Raw genomic sequence first — 16,682 nt, forward strand, 5'->3', positions numbered from 1 at the left:
GTGCTAGATAGCTGGAATCCTGCTAACTAGCCAAACCTACTTTATGGCTGATAGGTCGCCATTTTGATTTTTAAAATATGCGGTCGGGAGGTAAAATTTAGCCCCCAATCGGTTTGATCGCCATTCCAGACCCGTTCAAATATCCATTGATCATTTTCAAAGTGACCTTCTTCTACCCGTTCAATCATAAACTGCTGATCTTTTAGTTCATCTGAGGTAGAGAAACTGACCCGGGCACGATAGGCGGTGACCAGATATTCGTTATCTGATAATTTGGCTATTAGCGCGCCACCGGAAGCAGGATCATTCCCCACCGGTGGATCGATCCAGAACATTTTGCGTCCATAGGTGACTTCGGCGTTCCACAATCCCAAATCCAGATGTTGGGTTAATTTAGCCGGATCGACTTCTGCCGTTTTTTGTTCATCGCTGGCATTCGCATTCCACACTTGCTGTTTTTCGCTATAGGTATCATAAGGTTCTGATACCCCCCAGACTTCACCTTCGTAACTGAGTTTGGCCCATACCGATGCCCAGGGTGCCATTAACCGGTAGTTTTCGGCAAAGGGGGCGATGGTGTCATCATTGACCTGTTTGGCACCTAATGGGTAGTTGGCATAATCGGTGTAATCCATACCAAAAGGGGCAAAGCCGATGCCTTGCTGACCCAAAGTAGAAAAGAAATAACGGGCGTAGGGTTGGTCATTGCCAATTTCGGATACAAACAACGGATTGTCGTCACGGGAATATAAGTCCAGTACCTTGGTTACTGTTTTGTGATCGCGAAAGTAAATATCCGGGGTAATCATGTCGACATGGGGGGCGGCAATTTTCCACAGATCCAGTACGTTATCGGTAGGTCCACCCATGGAATAGCCGTCACCGGGATGTACCGGATGACGCAAGGCGACATTCACATTAACCGGTAAATTCTTAATCGCTTTACCGGCTGCCGCAATTTCATCCACATAACGGCCAATAAACCAGGCATGGAAAAACTCGTCGGCGTCGGAGCCGAAAACGTCAGACCAACTGCCGGGTTGTTTGCCCAGTCCTTTAATCAGCTCGTCCGGCACTGGCTGATTAAATTTGGCTTGTGCAGCGGCTGAAAAATCCCGTTTGGCACCGTAGGTACCTACTTCATTTTCCACCTGCAGCATTATCACCGTATGTTGTGGATCGTTAGCCTTGAGATATTTGACCAACTGTAGATAAGCTTTTTTATCGGCCTCAAGAGTATTACGACTTATGGGGGACAGCGAATTCAGAGTCTCGCCGTCTTTTTTAATCACCCGTGGGAAGCGTTTATTGTCCAGCTTGACCCAAGCTGGCGCGTAGTGGGGGGCGTTATTTTTCCAGGTGGCGAACCATAACAGATTGAGTCTGACTCCTTTGTCTCTGGCCTGTTGCAATAAAGCATCCAGATAACTGAAATCGAACTGGCCTTCCATCGGCTCTATTTGCTCCCAGGCCACCGGAATACTCAGTGTATTGGCGTGCATTTTATTGATTACCGGCCACACATCCGCCAGAGCCGCCGGGTAATTGGCCGAGTTATTTGCTTGTGCTCCCAAAATAAGAAAAGGCTTGCCGTCTACCATCAAGGCATGTTTGCCTTTTTTAGTGACCACCTCAGGTAATGGATGTTGTTGGCTGACAATCGGATCCCCTGCCGAGATACTACAACCGGGTAAGATAGTCAGTGGTAACAGCATGAAAAACAAAATCTTAACGAGCTTTGGTGTGCTGAAATGCTGATTGTGGATCTGCATGAACAATGATTCCTGCGATGTTGGTGGTTGACTAAAATAGTCAGCAAAACAATCTGGAAAACTCAGATAAGTTTTATACAGAATGCCAGTCGAATTAAATATATTACTGATCAAGCTGGGTGACTTTATCGTTTAGCAAAGCCAAAATTTGCCCTTGGGTAAAATCGACGGGGTAGGCAAAAAGGTACCAATTTGCCTCAATCTGATTGGTATCCCCGGGGGCTAAATTCATGAACGGACTATGCAGTTCCATTTCGATCAGACTTTGTTGCATGTCTTCCTCAACGTAACTGGCATAAAGCTCAACTTGGGCTTGGTCAGGGTGAATGTTGCCTTTTGCAACCAAAGGAAACTGGACGATAAATAGTTGCCCATGTCGATAGCCCGCCATCCAACCCTGTTGCGGTTGAATAAACAGCTTGCCCTGATTGGCTGACTTTTGCCGATCAAATCGAGCGCTGTCCAGAATAAGATAGTGATTCCTATATTCATAGGTAATCGGGCCGGTATGCTCATTCTCAAAGGAGGTGAGCCGAATATCTTGCTGTGCAGCGGGTACGATGACTTGTGTACCGATATCGACCCGGGTATTAAACCATAAGTCCCACGCCTGATTCTGTTGACTAATATTTTCGCCGGTAGCAATTAACCGAACTTGATTAGGATTAGCCGGATCGAGCGAAAAACGTTTATTAATTTGCATACCGGAAATAGGGCTTTTTATTCCTTCCAAATCAAGTTCGGTTGAGTTCTGCCTAGTGATTTTATTGTCTGCATAAATAATATAGGGGTCGGGCGGCCACACAGCTGATGCTTGATAACGTTGCAAATTAAGTTGTTGTTTGCGCCACCATTGACTTTGTGGGCCGATCCAGACGATATGACCCAAATAACTAATATTGTTGGCGGTGGCAGTTACCCTGGGTTGAACATGTTGAATATATGGACTGCCCACGTTTATAAAATTTTCTTTACCTTTAAGGTTAAAGCCGATAACCCGTCCGCCCACCGCCGGAGTAACGTGTAATTCAAGCTGTTTATTGTCTAAGATGATCTGGGTAAAACTATCCGCGTTAATTCCAACAGAAAGCAAACTTAACAGCAGCCAGCTCAAATTTGTCCATCTCATAATCTATTCCGATTTAGATTGAATTATGTATAAAGAGAAGTTAACAAATTGATAACATTATGGTGTTGAGATGTCGATGTACGAATTTATATAACGTGGTTATGAATATTGAACCGTGACGGCGAAGATAAGATGAACAGAGTCAAGCATCCATGCTTTTTATAGTTAAGCGACCCGATTAACGGCGATATGAGCCAAGCCAATAAGCGCTTGTTTATAGTCAGAATTGGCTAGTGGGGTTAACGCATCGATGGCTTGTTTTGAGGCTTTTAAGGCCATTTTTTTAGTGTAATCCAATGCTCCTGTTTGCTGCATCGCTTGGATTATTTCATCAAAATGTTGCATACCATTATTATTTTCAATGGCGTCACGTATTAGTTGTTGCTGCTGCGAATTACCGTGCCACATGGCATATAAAAGTGGCAGGGTAGGTTTACCTTCGGCTAAATCATCGCCAACATTTTTGCCCATTTCGTCGGCATCGGCGGCATAGTCGAGAATGTCATCCACTAGCTGAAATGCAGTTCCCAAATATTTGCCGTAATTTTGCATCGCTAGTTCAATTTCTGCCGATTGATCGGTAAGGATGGCGGCAAGCTGGGTGGCGGCTTCAAATAAACGGGCGGTTTTGCTGTAGATCACCTGCATATAACTTTGTTCGGTGGTATCGGGATCATTGCAGTTCATTAACTGCAATACTTCGCCTTCGGAGATGACATTAGTGGAATCGGACAGAATTTCCATTACCCGCATGCGTTTCAGGCTGACCATCAACTGGAAAGAACGGGTATATAAAAAATCCCCCACCAGCACGCTGGCCTGATTACCAAATAAGGCATTGGCAGTTTCTTTACCGCGGCGCATGGTGGACTCATCCACAACGTCATCATGTAATAAGGTGGCGGTATGAATAAATTCAATAATGGCGGCTAAAGTGTGGTGCTGATTATTGTTGATCCCCATCGCGCGAGCCGCTAATACGGTTAACAAAGGACGAAGTCGTTTACCTCCGCTGTTAACGATGTAAAAACCAAGTTGATTGATTAGAGCGACATCAGAACTAAGTTGCTGTTGTATTAGCTGGTTAACTGATTGCATATCAGCTTCGGCTAATTGCTGGATACGAGCTAATTCCATAGGCAATAAAGAATCTGTATAATTAGGAAAATTAAGCCGCGATTTTCACAGAAAATGAGTGCTTTATCTACCCTGAATTAATAAACCTCTTTGGCCTAAGCTAAGTGGTTAAAATAAATCCGAATTTAAGCTTGCGGCTAAAATGTAGTTCGCGTACAATTCGCGCCCTGTTTATGAATCGAATAGCGCCTGTATGGCGCAAAGAGCGGAGTTTAATATGTACGCGGTTTTCCAAAGTGGTGGTAAACAACACCGTGTGGCTGAAGGCCAAACCGTTCGTCTAGAGAAGATCGAAGTTGCGCCAGGTGAGTCTGTCGAGTTTGATAATATCTTGATGGTAAGTAATGGTGACGACGTAAAAATCGGCACTCCTTATGTTGACGGCGGGAAAGTAACAGCTGAAGTGGTTACTCATGGTCGTGGTGATAAAATTAAAATTGTAAAATTTCGTCGCCGCAAACATTCTCGTAAGCAAATGGGCCACCGTCAGTGGTTCACTGAAGTCAAAATTACTGGCATTAGCGCTTAATAGGAGTACGTAAAGATGGCACACAAAAAGGCGGGTGGTAGTACCCGGAACGGTCGTGACTCAGAAAGTAAACGTTTAGGTGTTAAGCGTTACGGTGGTGAGTCAGTATTGGCTGGTAATATTTTAGTTCGTCAACGTGGTACCAAATTCCACGCGGGTGACAATGTAGGTTTGGGTAAAGATCACACTTTATTCGCTTTATCTGAAGGTAAAGTTAAGTTTGAAGTGAAAGGTCCTAAAAACCGTAAATTTATAAGTATTGTTGCTGAATAAGCCTTATTTATAAAAGTGTTTTTAAAAACCCCGCTCTTGCGGGGTTTTTTATGTCTAGCAATGGACGATATGCCATAGCAATCGGTCACGTGGCTGGATGATTGCCGGCTTATTTAAAGTCGGCAAAGTTGATCAGAATAGTTTTAGGTTCATAATCAAATACCTGAGACAGGCAATAAGGTGCAGCATGAAATTTGTAGATGAAGCTGATATTCGAGTCGAAGCCGGTGACGGTGGTAACGGTATCGTCAGTTTTCGACGGGAAAAATACATTCCCAAAGGTGGTCCTGATGGTGGTGATGGTGGCGACGGCGGCAGTGTTTATCTGGTTGCTGATGAAAACCTGAATACTCTCATCGATTATCGCTTTGAACGTTTTCATCGTGCCGAACGTGGTCAAAATGGTCAACGTACCAATTGTACCGGAAAAGGTGGTAGTGATTTGGAAGTGCTGGTGCCGGTAGGGACCCGTGCCACTGATATGGATACCGGTGAAGTGCTTGGCGACTTAATGGCGCATCAACAAAGATTGTTGGTGGCTAAAGGCGGCTTCCACGGTTTAGGTAATGCTCGTTTTAAGAGTAGTACTAACCGGACACCAAGACAGAAATCCAACGGCACTCCCGGGGATATTCGTAACCTTAAACTGGAATTAATGTTGCTGGCCGATGTAGGGTTGTTAGGGCTACCCAATGCTGGAAAATCCACGTTTATCCGTTCCGTATCCGCTGCCAAACCGAAAGTTGCTGATTATCCATTTACCACATTAGTACCGAATCTGGGTGTGGTTCGCTTAGAGAATCAGCGTAGTTTTGTGATTGCCGACATTCCCGGTTTGATTGAAGGTGCAGCAGATGGTGCCGGATTAGGTATCCAATTTTTAAAGCATCTTGAACGGTGCCGAGTCCTGTTACATCTAATAGATGTTTTGCCCGCAGACGGCAGTGATCCTGTAACCAATGCACAGGCCATTATTGGTGAGCTGGAGAAATATAATCCGGCTTTGGCAGCTAAACCACGTTGGATAATATTTAACAAGGTGGACTTATTGTTACCTGAGGAAGCAGAGGAAGTCTGTCAGAAAGTATTAACTGCATTGGATTGGCAGCAGCCGCATTTCCAAATGGCGGCACTGCAAAAGCAGGGCACTGAAGAGTTAACTCGTGCCGTTATGGATTTCATTGATACCTTGCCAGTTGAAAGTGTTGCTCCTCAAACGCCGGAAGAAATTGAATTCAAATGGGATAATTATCATAAACAAGTTATCTCAGATGAGCCGTTTGATGACGACGATGATGATGATTTTGATGACGACGATTATGATGTTGAAGTTATTTATCAAAAATAGTCGTGAGAAGTAACATGCTAATTTCAATGATTGCCGCGATGGCCAATAACCGCATTATTGGTTTGGATAATCAAATGCCTTGGCATTTACCTGCGGATTTAAAGCACTTTAAGGCCACGACTTTGGGCAAGCCGGTAGTGATGGGGCGTAAAACTTACCAATCGATTGGTAAAGCCTTGCCAGGTCGGTTAAATATAGTGATTAGTCGTGATCCGTCGTTTAAACCAGATGACGCCACCGTGGTTGCAGGACCAGAACAAGCCTTAATGGTTGCTGGACCTGTTGATGAAGTGATGATTATTGGTGGAGGAACGGTCTATCAACATTTTTTACCATTATGTCAGCGACTTTATATTACAGAAATTGAGTTAAACGTAGATGGTGATACCCAATTTCCTGATTACCAAACAGCCGCCACATGGCAGCAAATTGAGTGTCAGGAATATAGTGCCGACGATAAAAATCCTTACGCTTATCGGTTTGTGACATTGCAACGTCAATAATATTCTGAGCTACGAGCTACGAGCTACGAGCTACGAGCTACGAGCTACGAGCTACGAGCTACGAGCTACGAGCTACGAGCTACGAGCTACGAGCTACGAGTTTCGGGCTCCAAATGTTTATCTAAATCTATAAAAAAATCCCGCTAATTTAGCGGGATTTTTGTTTTTAGCTCGTGACTGTTGTCGAGTGGCTACACTCGGAACTGGCGTATAGACTCTTGTAATTCTTCGGCCAATTTCGCCACTTCATGGCTGGAGTCAGAAGTTTGTTCGGCACCTTGTACAGTATGTTCAGCAATTGACACAATACTTTCCAGTTTCTCACTAATTTCCTGAGATACCTGGTTTTGCTCACGGGCAGATTGCTCAATTTGAGCACTGACGTCGTAAGCTTTATGCACCGCATCGGTAATTGAATTGAGTGCTTGTGCTGCGGTTTCGGTTTGGCCAACACATAACTCAGTCTGTTTTTTACCTTGCTGCATTACGGATACGGCTTTTTCCGCTCCAGCTTGTAGCATTTCAATCATGGCGTGGATTTCTTGAGTTGATTCCTGAGTGCGACTAGCCAGTGTTCTGACTTCATCTGCTACCACGGCAAAGCCTCGGCCTTGTTCGCCGGCACGGGCAGCTTCTATCGCTGCATTCAGGGCTAACAGGTTGGTTTGATCTGCGACTCCACGGATAACATCCAAAATTCCACCAATGCTAGCGCTGTCCTGATGTAGCTTATTAATCACATCGGCTGCTGCTTCGACTTCGCGCGCCAAATCCAGTATGGTATTTTTGTTTTCTTCAGAAATTTTCTTAACTCGTTCTGCTTCGTTGTCTGCATTACGAATTTGATTCAAGGTATCTTCCGCATTTTGGGTAACTAATTCAGACGTGCTGTTCATTTCTGCGGTAGCGGTGGCTACTTGAGCAACCTGAGATTTCTGTTCCTGAATCGAGTTGGTTGTCTCCATCGTCACCGCTGAGGTTTCCTCAGAAGCAGCGGCTAATTGAGTGGCACGAGAGCTGATACCCGCAATGAGTTCTTTCAGGCTATCAACCAAATTATTACAGTTAGTCGCTAATGTACCGAATTCATCGTCAGAAGAGTCATCCAGTTTTTGTGTCAGATCACCGCTCGATACTACTTTTAGCATATCGTTAACTTTGTTTAACGGAACGGTAATCGCACGGACACTAAAAGTTGAAATAAAGAAAGCTGCTATAGCGGAAATAATCATTGCCGTATAGGTAACCATTGTGCCGCTGCTCACGGAATCGTTTACTAGTGTTTTGATTTGTTGAGATTTTTGATCAGCTAAATCCAGTAACTTATCAATATCGGTAATGGCCGTAATGATGTTGTTTTCAGAGTCGGCTAGCGCCTTTTCTGCGGCGATCTGCTGGTTCAAACGATTGACCTGGCTTTTTACCAACCCGTTAGGGCCATTCAGTGTCTGGCTTAGTGAAGCGATCATCTCATTTACATCAGACAACATCCCGGTAGAGTCATTCCCGCCCGCAGCTTGGGTAATGGCTTGATGTTTTTCCAGCACATCGGTCATTTTGATTTTTAATTCATTACCAACAGTTTCTGCTTTTGTCAGCGTTTTGGCTTTGGAATAATCAGTACTGACAGCCACCAATGACATCAGATTGGTTTCCATATCTTCGCCAATTTTAGCGGCTTTAGCTAATGCAGCATTAGACTGTACTGCATCGGAATCAGAGAAATCGAGTAACAATGTTGACGTATCTTCGGTATTTTCTTCAATCGTTGCAATCTGCTCACTAATCGCTCTGGCGCTTTCTAGGTCGGCTTTACGGTTATCAAACATCTTGGCTACATTGGCTTTATATTGTTGATAAACCTTGCTGACGACTTCCAGTGATTGATTTAATTGCGGTTGGTCGGCGACGACTGACTTTAAATTGGTCAATTTGCTTTCAAACTCGGCTTGGCTAGTTTGAAAGGCACTTAATTCTTGATTCAATAACGTCAAATCGGTTTCGTAAAAACCTGTGATAGTCAGCTTGCTCAAGGTTAAAAAATTGACTTTTAATTGATTGCTGCCAGATACCGTGGGCAGTGCCAGTGAGTTAACTTCTTCAGTGGCTGAGTCAATCGAACTTAAATTGACTAGCGAGGAGATACTAATGGCAAATAATAAGAGGGTAATAATTAAGAACCCACCAAATACTCGCATTGCTACCGTAATTTTCATCAATACTCCTGATATTCGTTACTAGTTTATAAAAAATAGTTGTAGATATTACAATTATTCGGCCACTAAATGAAGGTTTACCCGCTATTTGACAATTGTTCGTCGAGGATAAACCCGCAACTCATTGTATCGGCAAGTTATTTTGAATCTTTACTATTTAACTTGAATAGACTGGTTAGCTCTTACAGCGCAGTTTTAGGCATTGGACGGGGTTAAACTGCTTTTAGTTTACAGAATAATACTGATCAGTTTCTAATTTAAGCAAGGTTAGTTGGTTGCCCCAAATACAACCTGTATCTAATGCAATATGTTGTTTTGAATCTGTCACCCCGAGTAACGCGGCCCAGTGGCCAAACAGTATTTTTTGATGTTTTTTCAGCTTTTGAGCGGGATGTTTAAACCAGGGCAAGAGATTTTTTGGGGCATCTTGCAATGAGGCTTTGACTGAAAAGTTTAATTCATTCTTGAGTGTTACAAAGCGCATTCTGGTCATGGCATTGATAATAAACCGACTACGCTCGATTCCCTCTAACTTATCAGACCATTGCGTTGGTGTATTGGCATACATTTGTGCTAGTAAAGTTATCCATTCTGGCGATTGTAAACGCTCACTGACTTCTTTGCTTAACTTGACCGCCTGTTTAATCGTCCAACCCGGGTAAAGACCAGCATGCACTAGTAAGTGACCCTTACATATTTTTTGGGCTAACGGCTTTTTTCGTAACCATTTAACAATGAGGGGCAACTCTGGCGCATCAAGTAATTGATTAAATCCGTATTCTGCTTTGTTGCTTTTAAGTTGTTGGCTAACGGCTAAAAAATGTAAATCATGATTACCTAATACACAGTCAAAACTGTCGCCCAGTGCCATTAAGTATTGAAGCGTCTGAAGGGCTTCTGGCCCCCGGCCGATTAAATCACCGACGGCCCATAATTTATCTTGCTGAGGATCAAAGTTGGCTTTATCGAGTAGTTTTTTAAGGGGAGTAAAGCAGGCTTGTATATCCCCTACGATAAAATTCGCCACTTCGGATGCCCGGTTAGTTAATTAAGCTGGGAACAGCCAGGCTGAACAGGGGAATAGGAGCCTGAAACACTGAACCATCAGGTCGTTGCATTTCATAAAAACCTTGCATGCTACCTACCGGAGTATCAAGAATCGCACCACTATTATACTGATGTGTGTGTCCGGGGGCGATATGGGGTTGTTCACCGACGACTCCTGGCCCACTGACTTCGCTGGCTTTGCCATTGCCATCGGTGATGAGCCAATAACGATTCAGTAATTGCACGCTTTGTGAGCCGTTATTTTCAATCGAGATAAAGTAAGCGAAAGCATACTTGCCTTCTTCTGCTACAGGATGATCGGCTAAAAACGCGGTTTTAACGCTAATATTGATGTCGTTTTCGGTCGTTTGAGTCACGTGTTTGATTCTTTTTGGTGAATAAAGTTGGCCAGCGCAGCGTAGTCAGCTAAAGACAAGTTTTCTGCTCGTAGTTCAGGATTAATACCGAGCTGTAGGATTTCCGCTTCGCTGAGCTCTTTCTTCAAACTGTTACGCAGGGTTTTACGCCGTTGGTTAAATGCGGCAGCACATACCTGGTTTAATAATGCCTCATTGCTAACCGGATAGGGTTTAGTCTGATGGGGAATTAATCGCACCACGGCTGAATCGACTTTAGGTGGTGGATTAAAGGCCCCAGGTGGGACATGGATAACCGGAATAACCTGACAATGATATTGCGCCATCACGGATAAGCGCCCGTAATTTTTGTTACCTGGTGTGGCGGCGAGTCGGTTTACCACCTCTTTTTGCAACATAAAGTGCATATCCTGGACTTTGTCAGCAAAACTGAACAGATGAAACATTAGTGGCGTAGAAATGTTGTAAGGCAAATTGCCAAATACCCGGATTGGTCGCCCGGCTTGGATCAATTGATTAAAGTCGTATTTTAGTGCATCGGCTTCTATAACATTGAGTTTGCTGGCAATAAAAGGATGGGTTTTCAGACGTTTGGCTAAATCCCTATCCAGCTCTATTACATTTAATTGATCAATTAACTCGCAGACCGGTTCGGTTAACGCGCCCAAGCCTGGTCCAATTTCCACCATAGTTTGCTCGCGAGTTGGGGCAATAGCTGACACAATTTGATCGATCACATATTGGTCGTGTAAAAAGTTCTGACCAAAACGTTTTCTGGCGGTATGTCCCAGATGGGTTTTACTCACAGTTTTTTCTCCGCCAGTTCAATGGCTTGCTGTAGTGCATAGATAAAACTTCCGCAATCGGCTTGTCCGCTGCCGGCCAAATCCAGCGCAGTGCCATGATCAACCGAGGTGCGAATAAAAGGCAAGCCTAAGGTGATATTGACCGACGCCCCAAAGCCTTTGTACTTTAATACCGGTAAGCCTTGATCGTGATACATCGCCAGAATGGCATCAGCCTGTTGCATGTATTTAGGTTGAAACAAACTATCCGCAGGTAATGGACCGGTGAGGTTAATACCTTCACTGCGCAAGGCGTCTAGGGTTGGAATAATCACATCCAGCTCTTCGCGGCCAATATGGCCATCTTCGCCCGCATGAGGATTCAGTCCACAGACATAGATATGAGGTTGCTCAATCGCAAATTTCTGTTTTAGGTCATGATTCACAATCCCGATGACTTTGCGTAATCTGTCTTCGGTAATGGCTCGGGAAACATAAGCTAACGGAATATGGGTGGTTGCCAAAACGACTCGCAAGCCTTCGGTAGCTAACATCATTACCACATCTGTGGTATTCGACTGCATGGCAAAATACTCGGTATGACCACTGAAGGAAATACCGGCCTGATTGATAATACCTTTATGCACCGGACCGGTGACGACCGCATCAAAATCACCACGAATATTTTGTTCACAAGCCTGGCGCAGTGTTTCCACTACATATTGACCATTATCAGAATTTAACTGTCCCGCCACTACGGTTGAATGCAGTGGAATATCCACTACAAATAACTCGCCTTGCGCCTGTATCGCATCTTGCTGGTGATAATCGTGCAATACAATACTACGATTCAGTAATTTAGCGCGTTCAAGCAGCAACGCTTTGTTAGCAAATACCACCAGTTGCACGGGCCACTTTTGTTGCGCGAGTTCAATTACCAGATCAGGACCGATTCCTGCCGGTTCTCCCGGTGTAATGGCAATTTTCAAAGTCATATTATCTAACCTGAACTTGGGATAATTAGTTCGGTGCGTTCACAATCTCAATATACGCTTCATCGCGTATTTCACGCATCCAGGCGTCACTTTCTTCGGCAAACTTACGATTAAACAATAACTGATAAGCTTTGTCCTGTTTACGCTTTTCACTGGCATCTTCAACACGACGATCAATCAGTTGGGCCAAGTGCCAGCCAAACTGTGAACGAAACGGCATTGAATATTCGTCTTTATCCAGCTGGCTAAGCGCATCTTTAAACGCGGGAGCATATACTTCTGGATCTGCCCAGCCTAATTCTCCGCCTTTTAAGGCTGTGCCAGGATCTTCGGAATATTTTTTAGCTGTTTCGGCAAAATCAATTTCACCAGCGATGAGTTTTTTGCGGAACTCAAGTAGCATGCTTTCGGCTTTTTTATCGCTAAGAATAACGGAGGGTTTGATCAATATATGACGTGCATTAACCTGGGTCACTTCCACTTTTTGTTGACCACGAATATCCATAATTTTCAGAATATGAAATCCTGCACCACTGCGAATAGGGCCAATTAAATCGCCTTTCTGTTTCCCCTGAATGGCTTCAGCAAAGAGAGTGGGCATGGCATTGACGTTTAACCAACCCAAATCACCACCTTCCAACGCGTTGGAACCGGCTGATGATGCTACTGCAATTTTGCCAAAATCAGAGCCATTGTTTAACAGTTCTAAAACTTTGTCGGCGCGCCCTCGTTCTTGCTCTACATCTTCAGGTGTGGGCTGTGATGGCAGTCCGATCAAAATATGGCCCAGATGATATTCAACTTGTTCTTCACCTTGTTGATCCATTAATTTGGTCAGGCTTTCTACTTCTTGCGGAGTAATATAGATTCGACGACGCACGTTGGCGCGACGGACTTCACCGGTAATCAGTTCTTTGCGGACTTCCTCGCGGTAGTTATCGTAGCTGATGCCCTCCTTTTTAAGGTTTGCATTCAACTGTTCCATGGTTTGGCCTTCTTCTTTGGCCATGTTGGCAATGGTTTGCTCCAATTGAGGATCGCTGACCTGGATACCCATTCGGTCTGCCATTTGCATTTGCAAGCTGGTTAGGATCAAGCGTTCAATGGCTTGGGTACGTAGTACTTTATCGCTAGGTAATTGTTGATCATTGGTTAACGCATTGCGTTTTACCGTATTAATCAATTCATCAATTTCGCTTTCCAGTACGACACCCTGATTAACGATTACTGCAACTCGATCCAGTTCTTCAACCTTGGCTGCAGAATGGAAAGAAATAAATGCCATCAAGGCTAGACTTGCGAATTTCAATTTCATACTTTTTGTTCTACTCATTCAGAAAGTAAGGCTGACGGTATCCAAATAAACCGTCATTCAATAATGCACGGGCGGAATTTCCGCCACCCATACCCTTAAATATAAATTTCAATGCAATGCCGGATTCAAAGGTATTGGTACTTTGTCCACCGGTTTGATCAAATCTGTTATTCAAATAACGCTGGCTAACAAATTGGATTGACCAACAACAGGATTCGTATTGTACGCCAGCATAACTCTCAATGGTACGGTGACTCGTCATATCTTTATACCATCGGCCAACCCAATGCCAATTCTGATTGATCGGCCAGCTGGCTGTTACGCCTAATTGGTCAATTTGTTCACCAGAAAGTTCACGAACATAACGATGAGATATTTGTATCAGCTTGTTTTCGGCCAGTTGGTAGTCTAGTGACAAACTGCTTTTATCCAACTTGTTACTGGTACTGTCCATTTGCACTTCACTGTGCATAAACCATTTACTGCCCAGTTTCCAATCCAGTTCACCGGCTAATGCGGATCGATTGGTATCTTTGTGTGCTTCAAGGACCCGATTATCTGCCAGATAAAATATTTGCCCAATGCTCAGACGGAATTGTTCTTCATCGTTTTCATCCAAAAAACGGCTGGTTAAACCCAGCGTAATTTGATTGGTGTCGCTGATCCGATCCAGTCCGGTGAATTCCTGGCCACGAAACAAACCGGCAAAGTTATTTTGCAAGCGGGTGGTATCATACAACCCTATATTGGTTTGATCTTGGTAACTGGTATATAAATATTGGATTTTAGGCTCTAAAGTTTGAGTAATACTGTTGCCAAACCAGTTACTGGGTCGTTCAAAATTCATCGCTCCGTATAAACGACCTCGGCCAATAGTTCTGCTTACCTGTTCATCCAACCCATATTGTTCACCATTTTGTTGGCGATAATTGGTTTGTAATAATGTGGCCTCAGCAGTAAATTCCCCCCAGTTTTCAAATTTGGACCATCGCAAACTAGGTGCAATATGAAAACGGGTCGCTGCAGATGCTCCTTCTTCGGCACTGTCAAAATAGGTTAATTCGCTATGTAAACTGAAATCTACATCGCTAAACCAAGGTTGGATATAATCCAGTTTAAGTTCTGGTAGCGCTCGATAACTATCAGGGTGATTACCAATGAGCTGAAAATCCCGCAAATCAGCACTGAAGGATAAATTTTCATTGTGATATTGAATGCCTGCATTACGGTATAAATGGGTATCGGCACGACTATAAAAATCCGAGTCTAGATCAACAATGTAGTTGTCATCACTGATCCCGTTAATATTGATATTAACCTGCCAACCAGGCGCAAAATTGCCTTTATGAATAAATCGATAAAAATAGCGGGGATCTTCATTCAGTTCGCGGCGATCATGTTGCAGGTATTCAAGATCTATCTGGCCGCTTTGTTGTTCGGTTAAATAGCGGAACTCAGTCTTAAGCTGTACCCCTCTGCTTACCATCGCGCGCGGCGAGAATGTCATGTCATAATTATCCGCGATATTCCAATACAATGGTTGCTCATAACTTAAACCGGTACTATCGGAACTGGATATTTTGGGGAACAGCAAACCCGATTGGCGTTGATCGGTGACTGGAAAACGAAAATAAGGCAAATAAAAAACAGGTACGTCCATTAAATAAAAGCGAGCATTTTTGGCTTCACCCCATATTTCCCCTGGACGAAGTTGAATAGTGCTAGCCACCATTTGCCAGTCTTCCTGTCCTGCCGGGCAGGTAGTAAAACTCACATCTTCAAGTTTAATGCCTTCTTCTTTACTGAGTTCTATACGTTGTGCGTTGCCTCGCCCACTGATTCCCAGCATGCGATATTCGGTCTTGTCCAGAGAGAGCTCACCGGACTGAAAGTCCAACTGCACATCTTCGCTGCTGACTTTAAGTTGCTTGTCTTGATAACGGATATTGCCACTGGCATTCAATTGCTGGCTAATTTTGTCGATTCGGGCTTGTTGAGCCTTAATTTGTGCACTATCACTAATTATTTGCACTTTTCCGGCAAACTTTGCCAGACTATTTTGCTTTACTGAGGTACTTAATGCTTTTACTTCAAGGCCTGTACCCACATCCCTTAACTGTAAATCAGATGAATCCATTGGCACCGGACACTGGTTATCCTGAGCGTAAGTAACAACGCTCAGACTAAGCAATGATAAAGTGACTAACTGGTTACATTTCATACTGAGTTAAAATATTTAACAGGGCAAAAGGCCTTGGCGGGCGAATCAGGCTACAGATTTTAAGGGTTTCAGCGGAATTTACCAGTAAAGTTCGCAAATAATGCCAAACTTCTAATCTAGGGGGGCTTTGGTATAACATGCGCATGACAAACAATTCATTTGCCAAACTTTTGGAGGCCGATAATGCGGATTTGGGGAAAAGTGCTGGGAACCTTGTTTGGCTTTATGTTTGGCCGGATTGCTGGTGCTATATTGGGTTTTATTGTCGGCCATATGTTCGATCGTGGTTACAGTCAGGATTTCGATCAAATGGGGGGCTTTGGTCGCTTTTTTTCCAGCTCTAATGAATTACGTAAGCAAGCTATTTTCTTTCATGCACTATTTTCGTTGATCGGTCATGTCGCTAAAGCCAACGGCAAGGTGACTAAAGACGAGATCCTGATGGCAAGCAACTTGATGGATCAAATGAATTTGCAGGGTGATATTCGTCGCGAAGCTCAACAGGCGTTTAATGAGGGCAAAGCTGCTGATTTTCCGGTGAAGGATATTTTACTGGAATTTAAAGAGTCCTGTCATGGTCGTCGCGATATTATGCAGGTGTTTTTGGAAATACTCATCCAAGCCGCTTATGCCGATGGTAAATTACACTCGGAAGAACAGCGAGTGTTGGAAACGGCAGCGAGGATCCTGGGATTTCGCGAAAATGAATTGCTTTATTTGCTGTCGATATACGAAGCAGAACAACGCTTTCGACAAGGCCGAGGCCAAGCGGGTCAACAACACTATCGTCAGCGCCAACAAAAGCAAGCGGCTTATGGCCGCACTGAGTCACTTGATGATGCTTATCGTATTCTCGGCGTGAAAAAATCAGATTCTGCAGCAGATATTAAAAAAGCCTATCGTAAATTGATGAGTGAACATCATCCGGATAAATTGGTATCCAAAGGTTTACCCAAACAGGCAATGGAAATCGCCAAAGCCAAGACACAAGATATTCAAGCGGCCTACGAGCTGATTAAACAACAAAAATAGAGT

General features: G+C 43.9%; 15 protein-coding genes. 5 read left to right on the top strand and 10 right to left on the bottom strand.

Annotated features, from left to right (window positions below; genetic code table 11):
• Positions 1-41: 41 nt before the first annotated feature.
• The 3 genes from ACTD55_RS03465 to ispB form a co-directional block, all read right to left on the bottom strand.
• A complete protein-coding gene (locus ACTD55_RS03465) occupies positions 42-1,772 on the bottom strand; it encodes a DUF5597 domain-containing protein (protein WP_438862912.1) in 1,731 nt (576 codons plus the stop codon).
• A gap of 103 nt (positions 1,773-1,875) precedes the next feature.
• On the bottom strand, positions 1,876-2,901 hold the full coding sequence (locus ACTD55_RS03470; protein ID WP_438862913.1) for a DUF4380 domain-containing protein: 1,026 nt from the start codon (positions 2,899-2,901) through the stop codon (positions 1,876-1,878).
• A gap of 165 nt (positions 2,902-3,066) precedes the next feature.
• Positions 3,067-4,038 carry an octaprenyl diphosphate synthase gene (gene ispB / locus ACTD55_RS03475; protein WP_438862914.1) on the bottom strand — a complete coding sequence of 324 codons (972 nt, stop codon included), beginning with the start codon at positions 4,036-4,038 and terminating at the stop codon, positions 3,067-3,069.
• Between the two features lie 217 nt (positions 4,039-4,255).
• Between ispB and rplU the strand changes: the two genes are divergently transcribed.
• The 4 genes from rplU (at position 4,256) to folA (ending at position 6,691) form a co-directional block, all read left to right on the top strand.
• Positions 4,256-4,567, top strand: coding sequence for a 50S ribosomal protein L21 (gene rplU / locus ACTD55_RS03480; RefSeq protein WP_438862915.1), 312 nt, complete (start codon positions 4,256-4,258; stop codon positions 4,565-4,567).
• A gap of 15 nt (positions 4,568-4,582) precedes the next feature.
• Positions 4,583-4,840: a 50S ribosomal protein L27 gene (rpmA, locus tag ACTD55_RS03485; RefSeq protein ID WP_416305998.1), complete on the top strand. Its 258-nt coding sequence runs from the start codon at positions 4,583-4,585 to the stop codon at positions 4,838-4,840.
• Between the two features lie 187 nt (positions 4,841-5,027).
• Positions 5,028-6,188 carry an Obg family GTPase CgtA gene (gene cgtA, locus ACTD55_RS03490; protein ID WP_438862916.1) on the top strand — a complete coding sequence of 387 codons (1,161 nt, stop codon included), beginning with the start codon at positions 5,028-5,030 and terminating at the stop codon, positions 6,186-6,188.
• A 14-nt stretch (positions 6,189-6,202) separates the two neighbouring features.
• On the top strand, positions 6,203-6,691 hold the full coding sequence (gene folA / locus ACTD55_RS03495; protein ID WP_438862917.1) for a type 3 dihydrofolate reductase: 489 nt from the start codon (positions 6,203-6,205) through the stop codon (positions 6,689-6,691).
• 191 nt (positions 6,692-6,882) lie between these two features.
• Here the strand turns inward: folA and ACTD55_RS03500 are convergent, their stop codons facing one another.
• The 7 genes from ACTD55_RS03500 to ACTD55_RS03530 all read right to left on the bottom strand — a co-directional run bounded on the left by ACTD55_RS03500 (position 6,883) and on the right by ACTD55_RS03530 (position 15,647).
• Entirely contained in the window at positions 6,883-8,907 is a 2,025-nt protein-coding gene (locus ACTD55_RS03500; protein ID WP_438862918.1) for a methyl-accepting chemotaxis protein, read from the bottom strand.
• A 223-nt stretch (positions 8,908-9,130) separates the two neighbouring features.
• Positions 9,131-9,934 (bottom strand): symmetrical bis(5'-nucleosyl)-tetraphosphatase, encoded by an 804-nt coding sequence (locus tag ACTD55_RS03505; RefSeq protein WP_438862919.1) that lies wholly within the window; start codon positions 9,932-9,934, stop codon positions 9,131-9,133.
• 13 nt (positions 9,935-9,947) lie between these two features.
• Positions 9,948-10,331 (bottom strand): Co2+/Mg2+ efflux protein ApaG, encoded by a 384-nt coding sequence (gene apaG / locus ACTD55_RS03510; RefSeq protein WP_438862920.1) that lies wholly within the window; start codon positions 10,329-10,331, stop codon positions 9,948-9,950.
• Positions 10,328-11,137, bottom strand: coding sequence for a 16S rRNA (adenine(1518)-N(6)/adenine(1519)-N(6))-dimethyltransferase RsmA (gene rsmA, locus ACTD55_RS03515; protein ID WP_438862921.1), 810 nt, complete (start codon positions 11,135-11,137; stop codon positions 10,328-10,330). The genes apaG and rsmA overlap by 4 nt, the downstream gene beginning before the upstream one ends.
• On the bottom strand, positions 11,134-12,111 hold the full coding sequence (gene pdxA / locus ACTD55_RS03520) for a 4-hydroxythreonine-4-phosphate dehydrogenase PdxA (protein ID WP_438862922.1): 978 nt from the start codon (positions 12,109-12,111) through the stop codon (positions 11,134-11,136). Before pdxA ends, rsmA begins: the two co-directional genes overlap by 4 nt.
• A 25-nt stretch (positions 12,112-12,136) precedes the next feature.
• Positions 12,137-13,426: a peptidylprolyl isomerase SurA gene (gene surA / locus ACTD55_RS03525; protein WP_438862923.1), complete on the bottom strand. Its 1,290-nt coding sequence runs from the start codon at positions 13,424-13,426 to the stop codon at positions 12,137-12,139.
• Between the two features lie 10 nt (positions 13,427-13,436).
• On the bottom strand, positions 13,437-15,647 hold the full coding sequence (locus ACTD55_RS03530) for an LPS-assembly protein LptD (protein ID WP_438862924.1): 2,211 nt from the start codon (positions 15,645-15,647) through the stop codon (positions 13,437-13,439).
• Positions 15,648-15,830: 183 nt separating this feature from the next.
• Between ACTD55_RS03530 and djlA the strand changes: the two genes are divergently transcribed.
• On the top strand, positions 15,831-16,679 hold the full coding sequence (gene djlA, locus ACTD55_RS03535; protein ID WP_438862925.1) for a co-chaperone DjlA: 849 nt from the start codon (positions 15,831-15,833) through the stop codon (positions 16,677-16,679).
• Positions 16,680-16,682: the final 3 nt, after the last annotated feature.

It is taken from the genome of Neptunicella sp. (assembly GCF_048268085.1).
GTDB lineage: Bacteria > Pseudomonadota > Gammaproteobacteria > Enterobacterales > Alteromonadaceae > Neptunicella.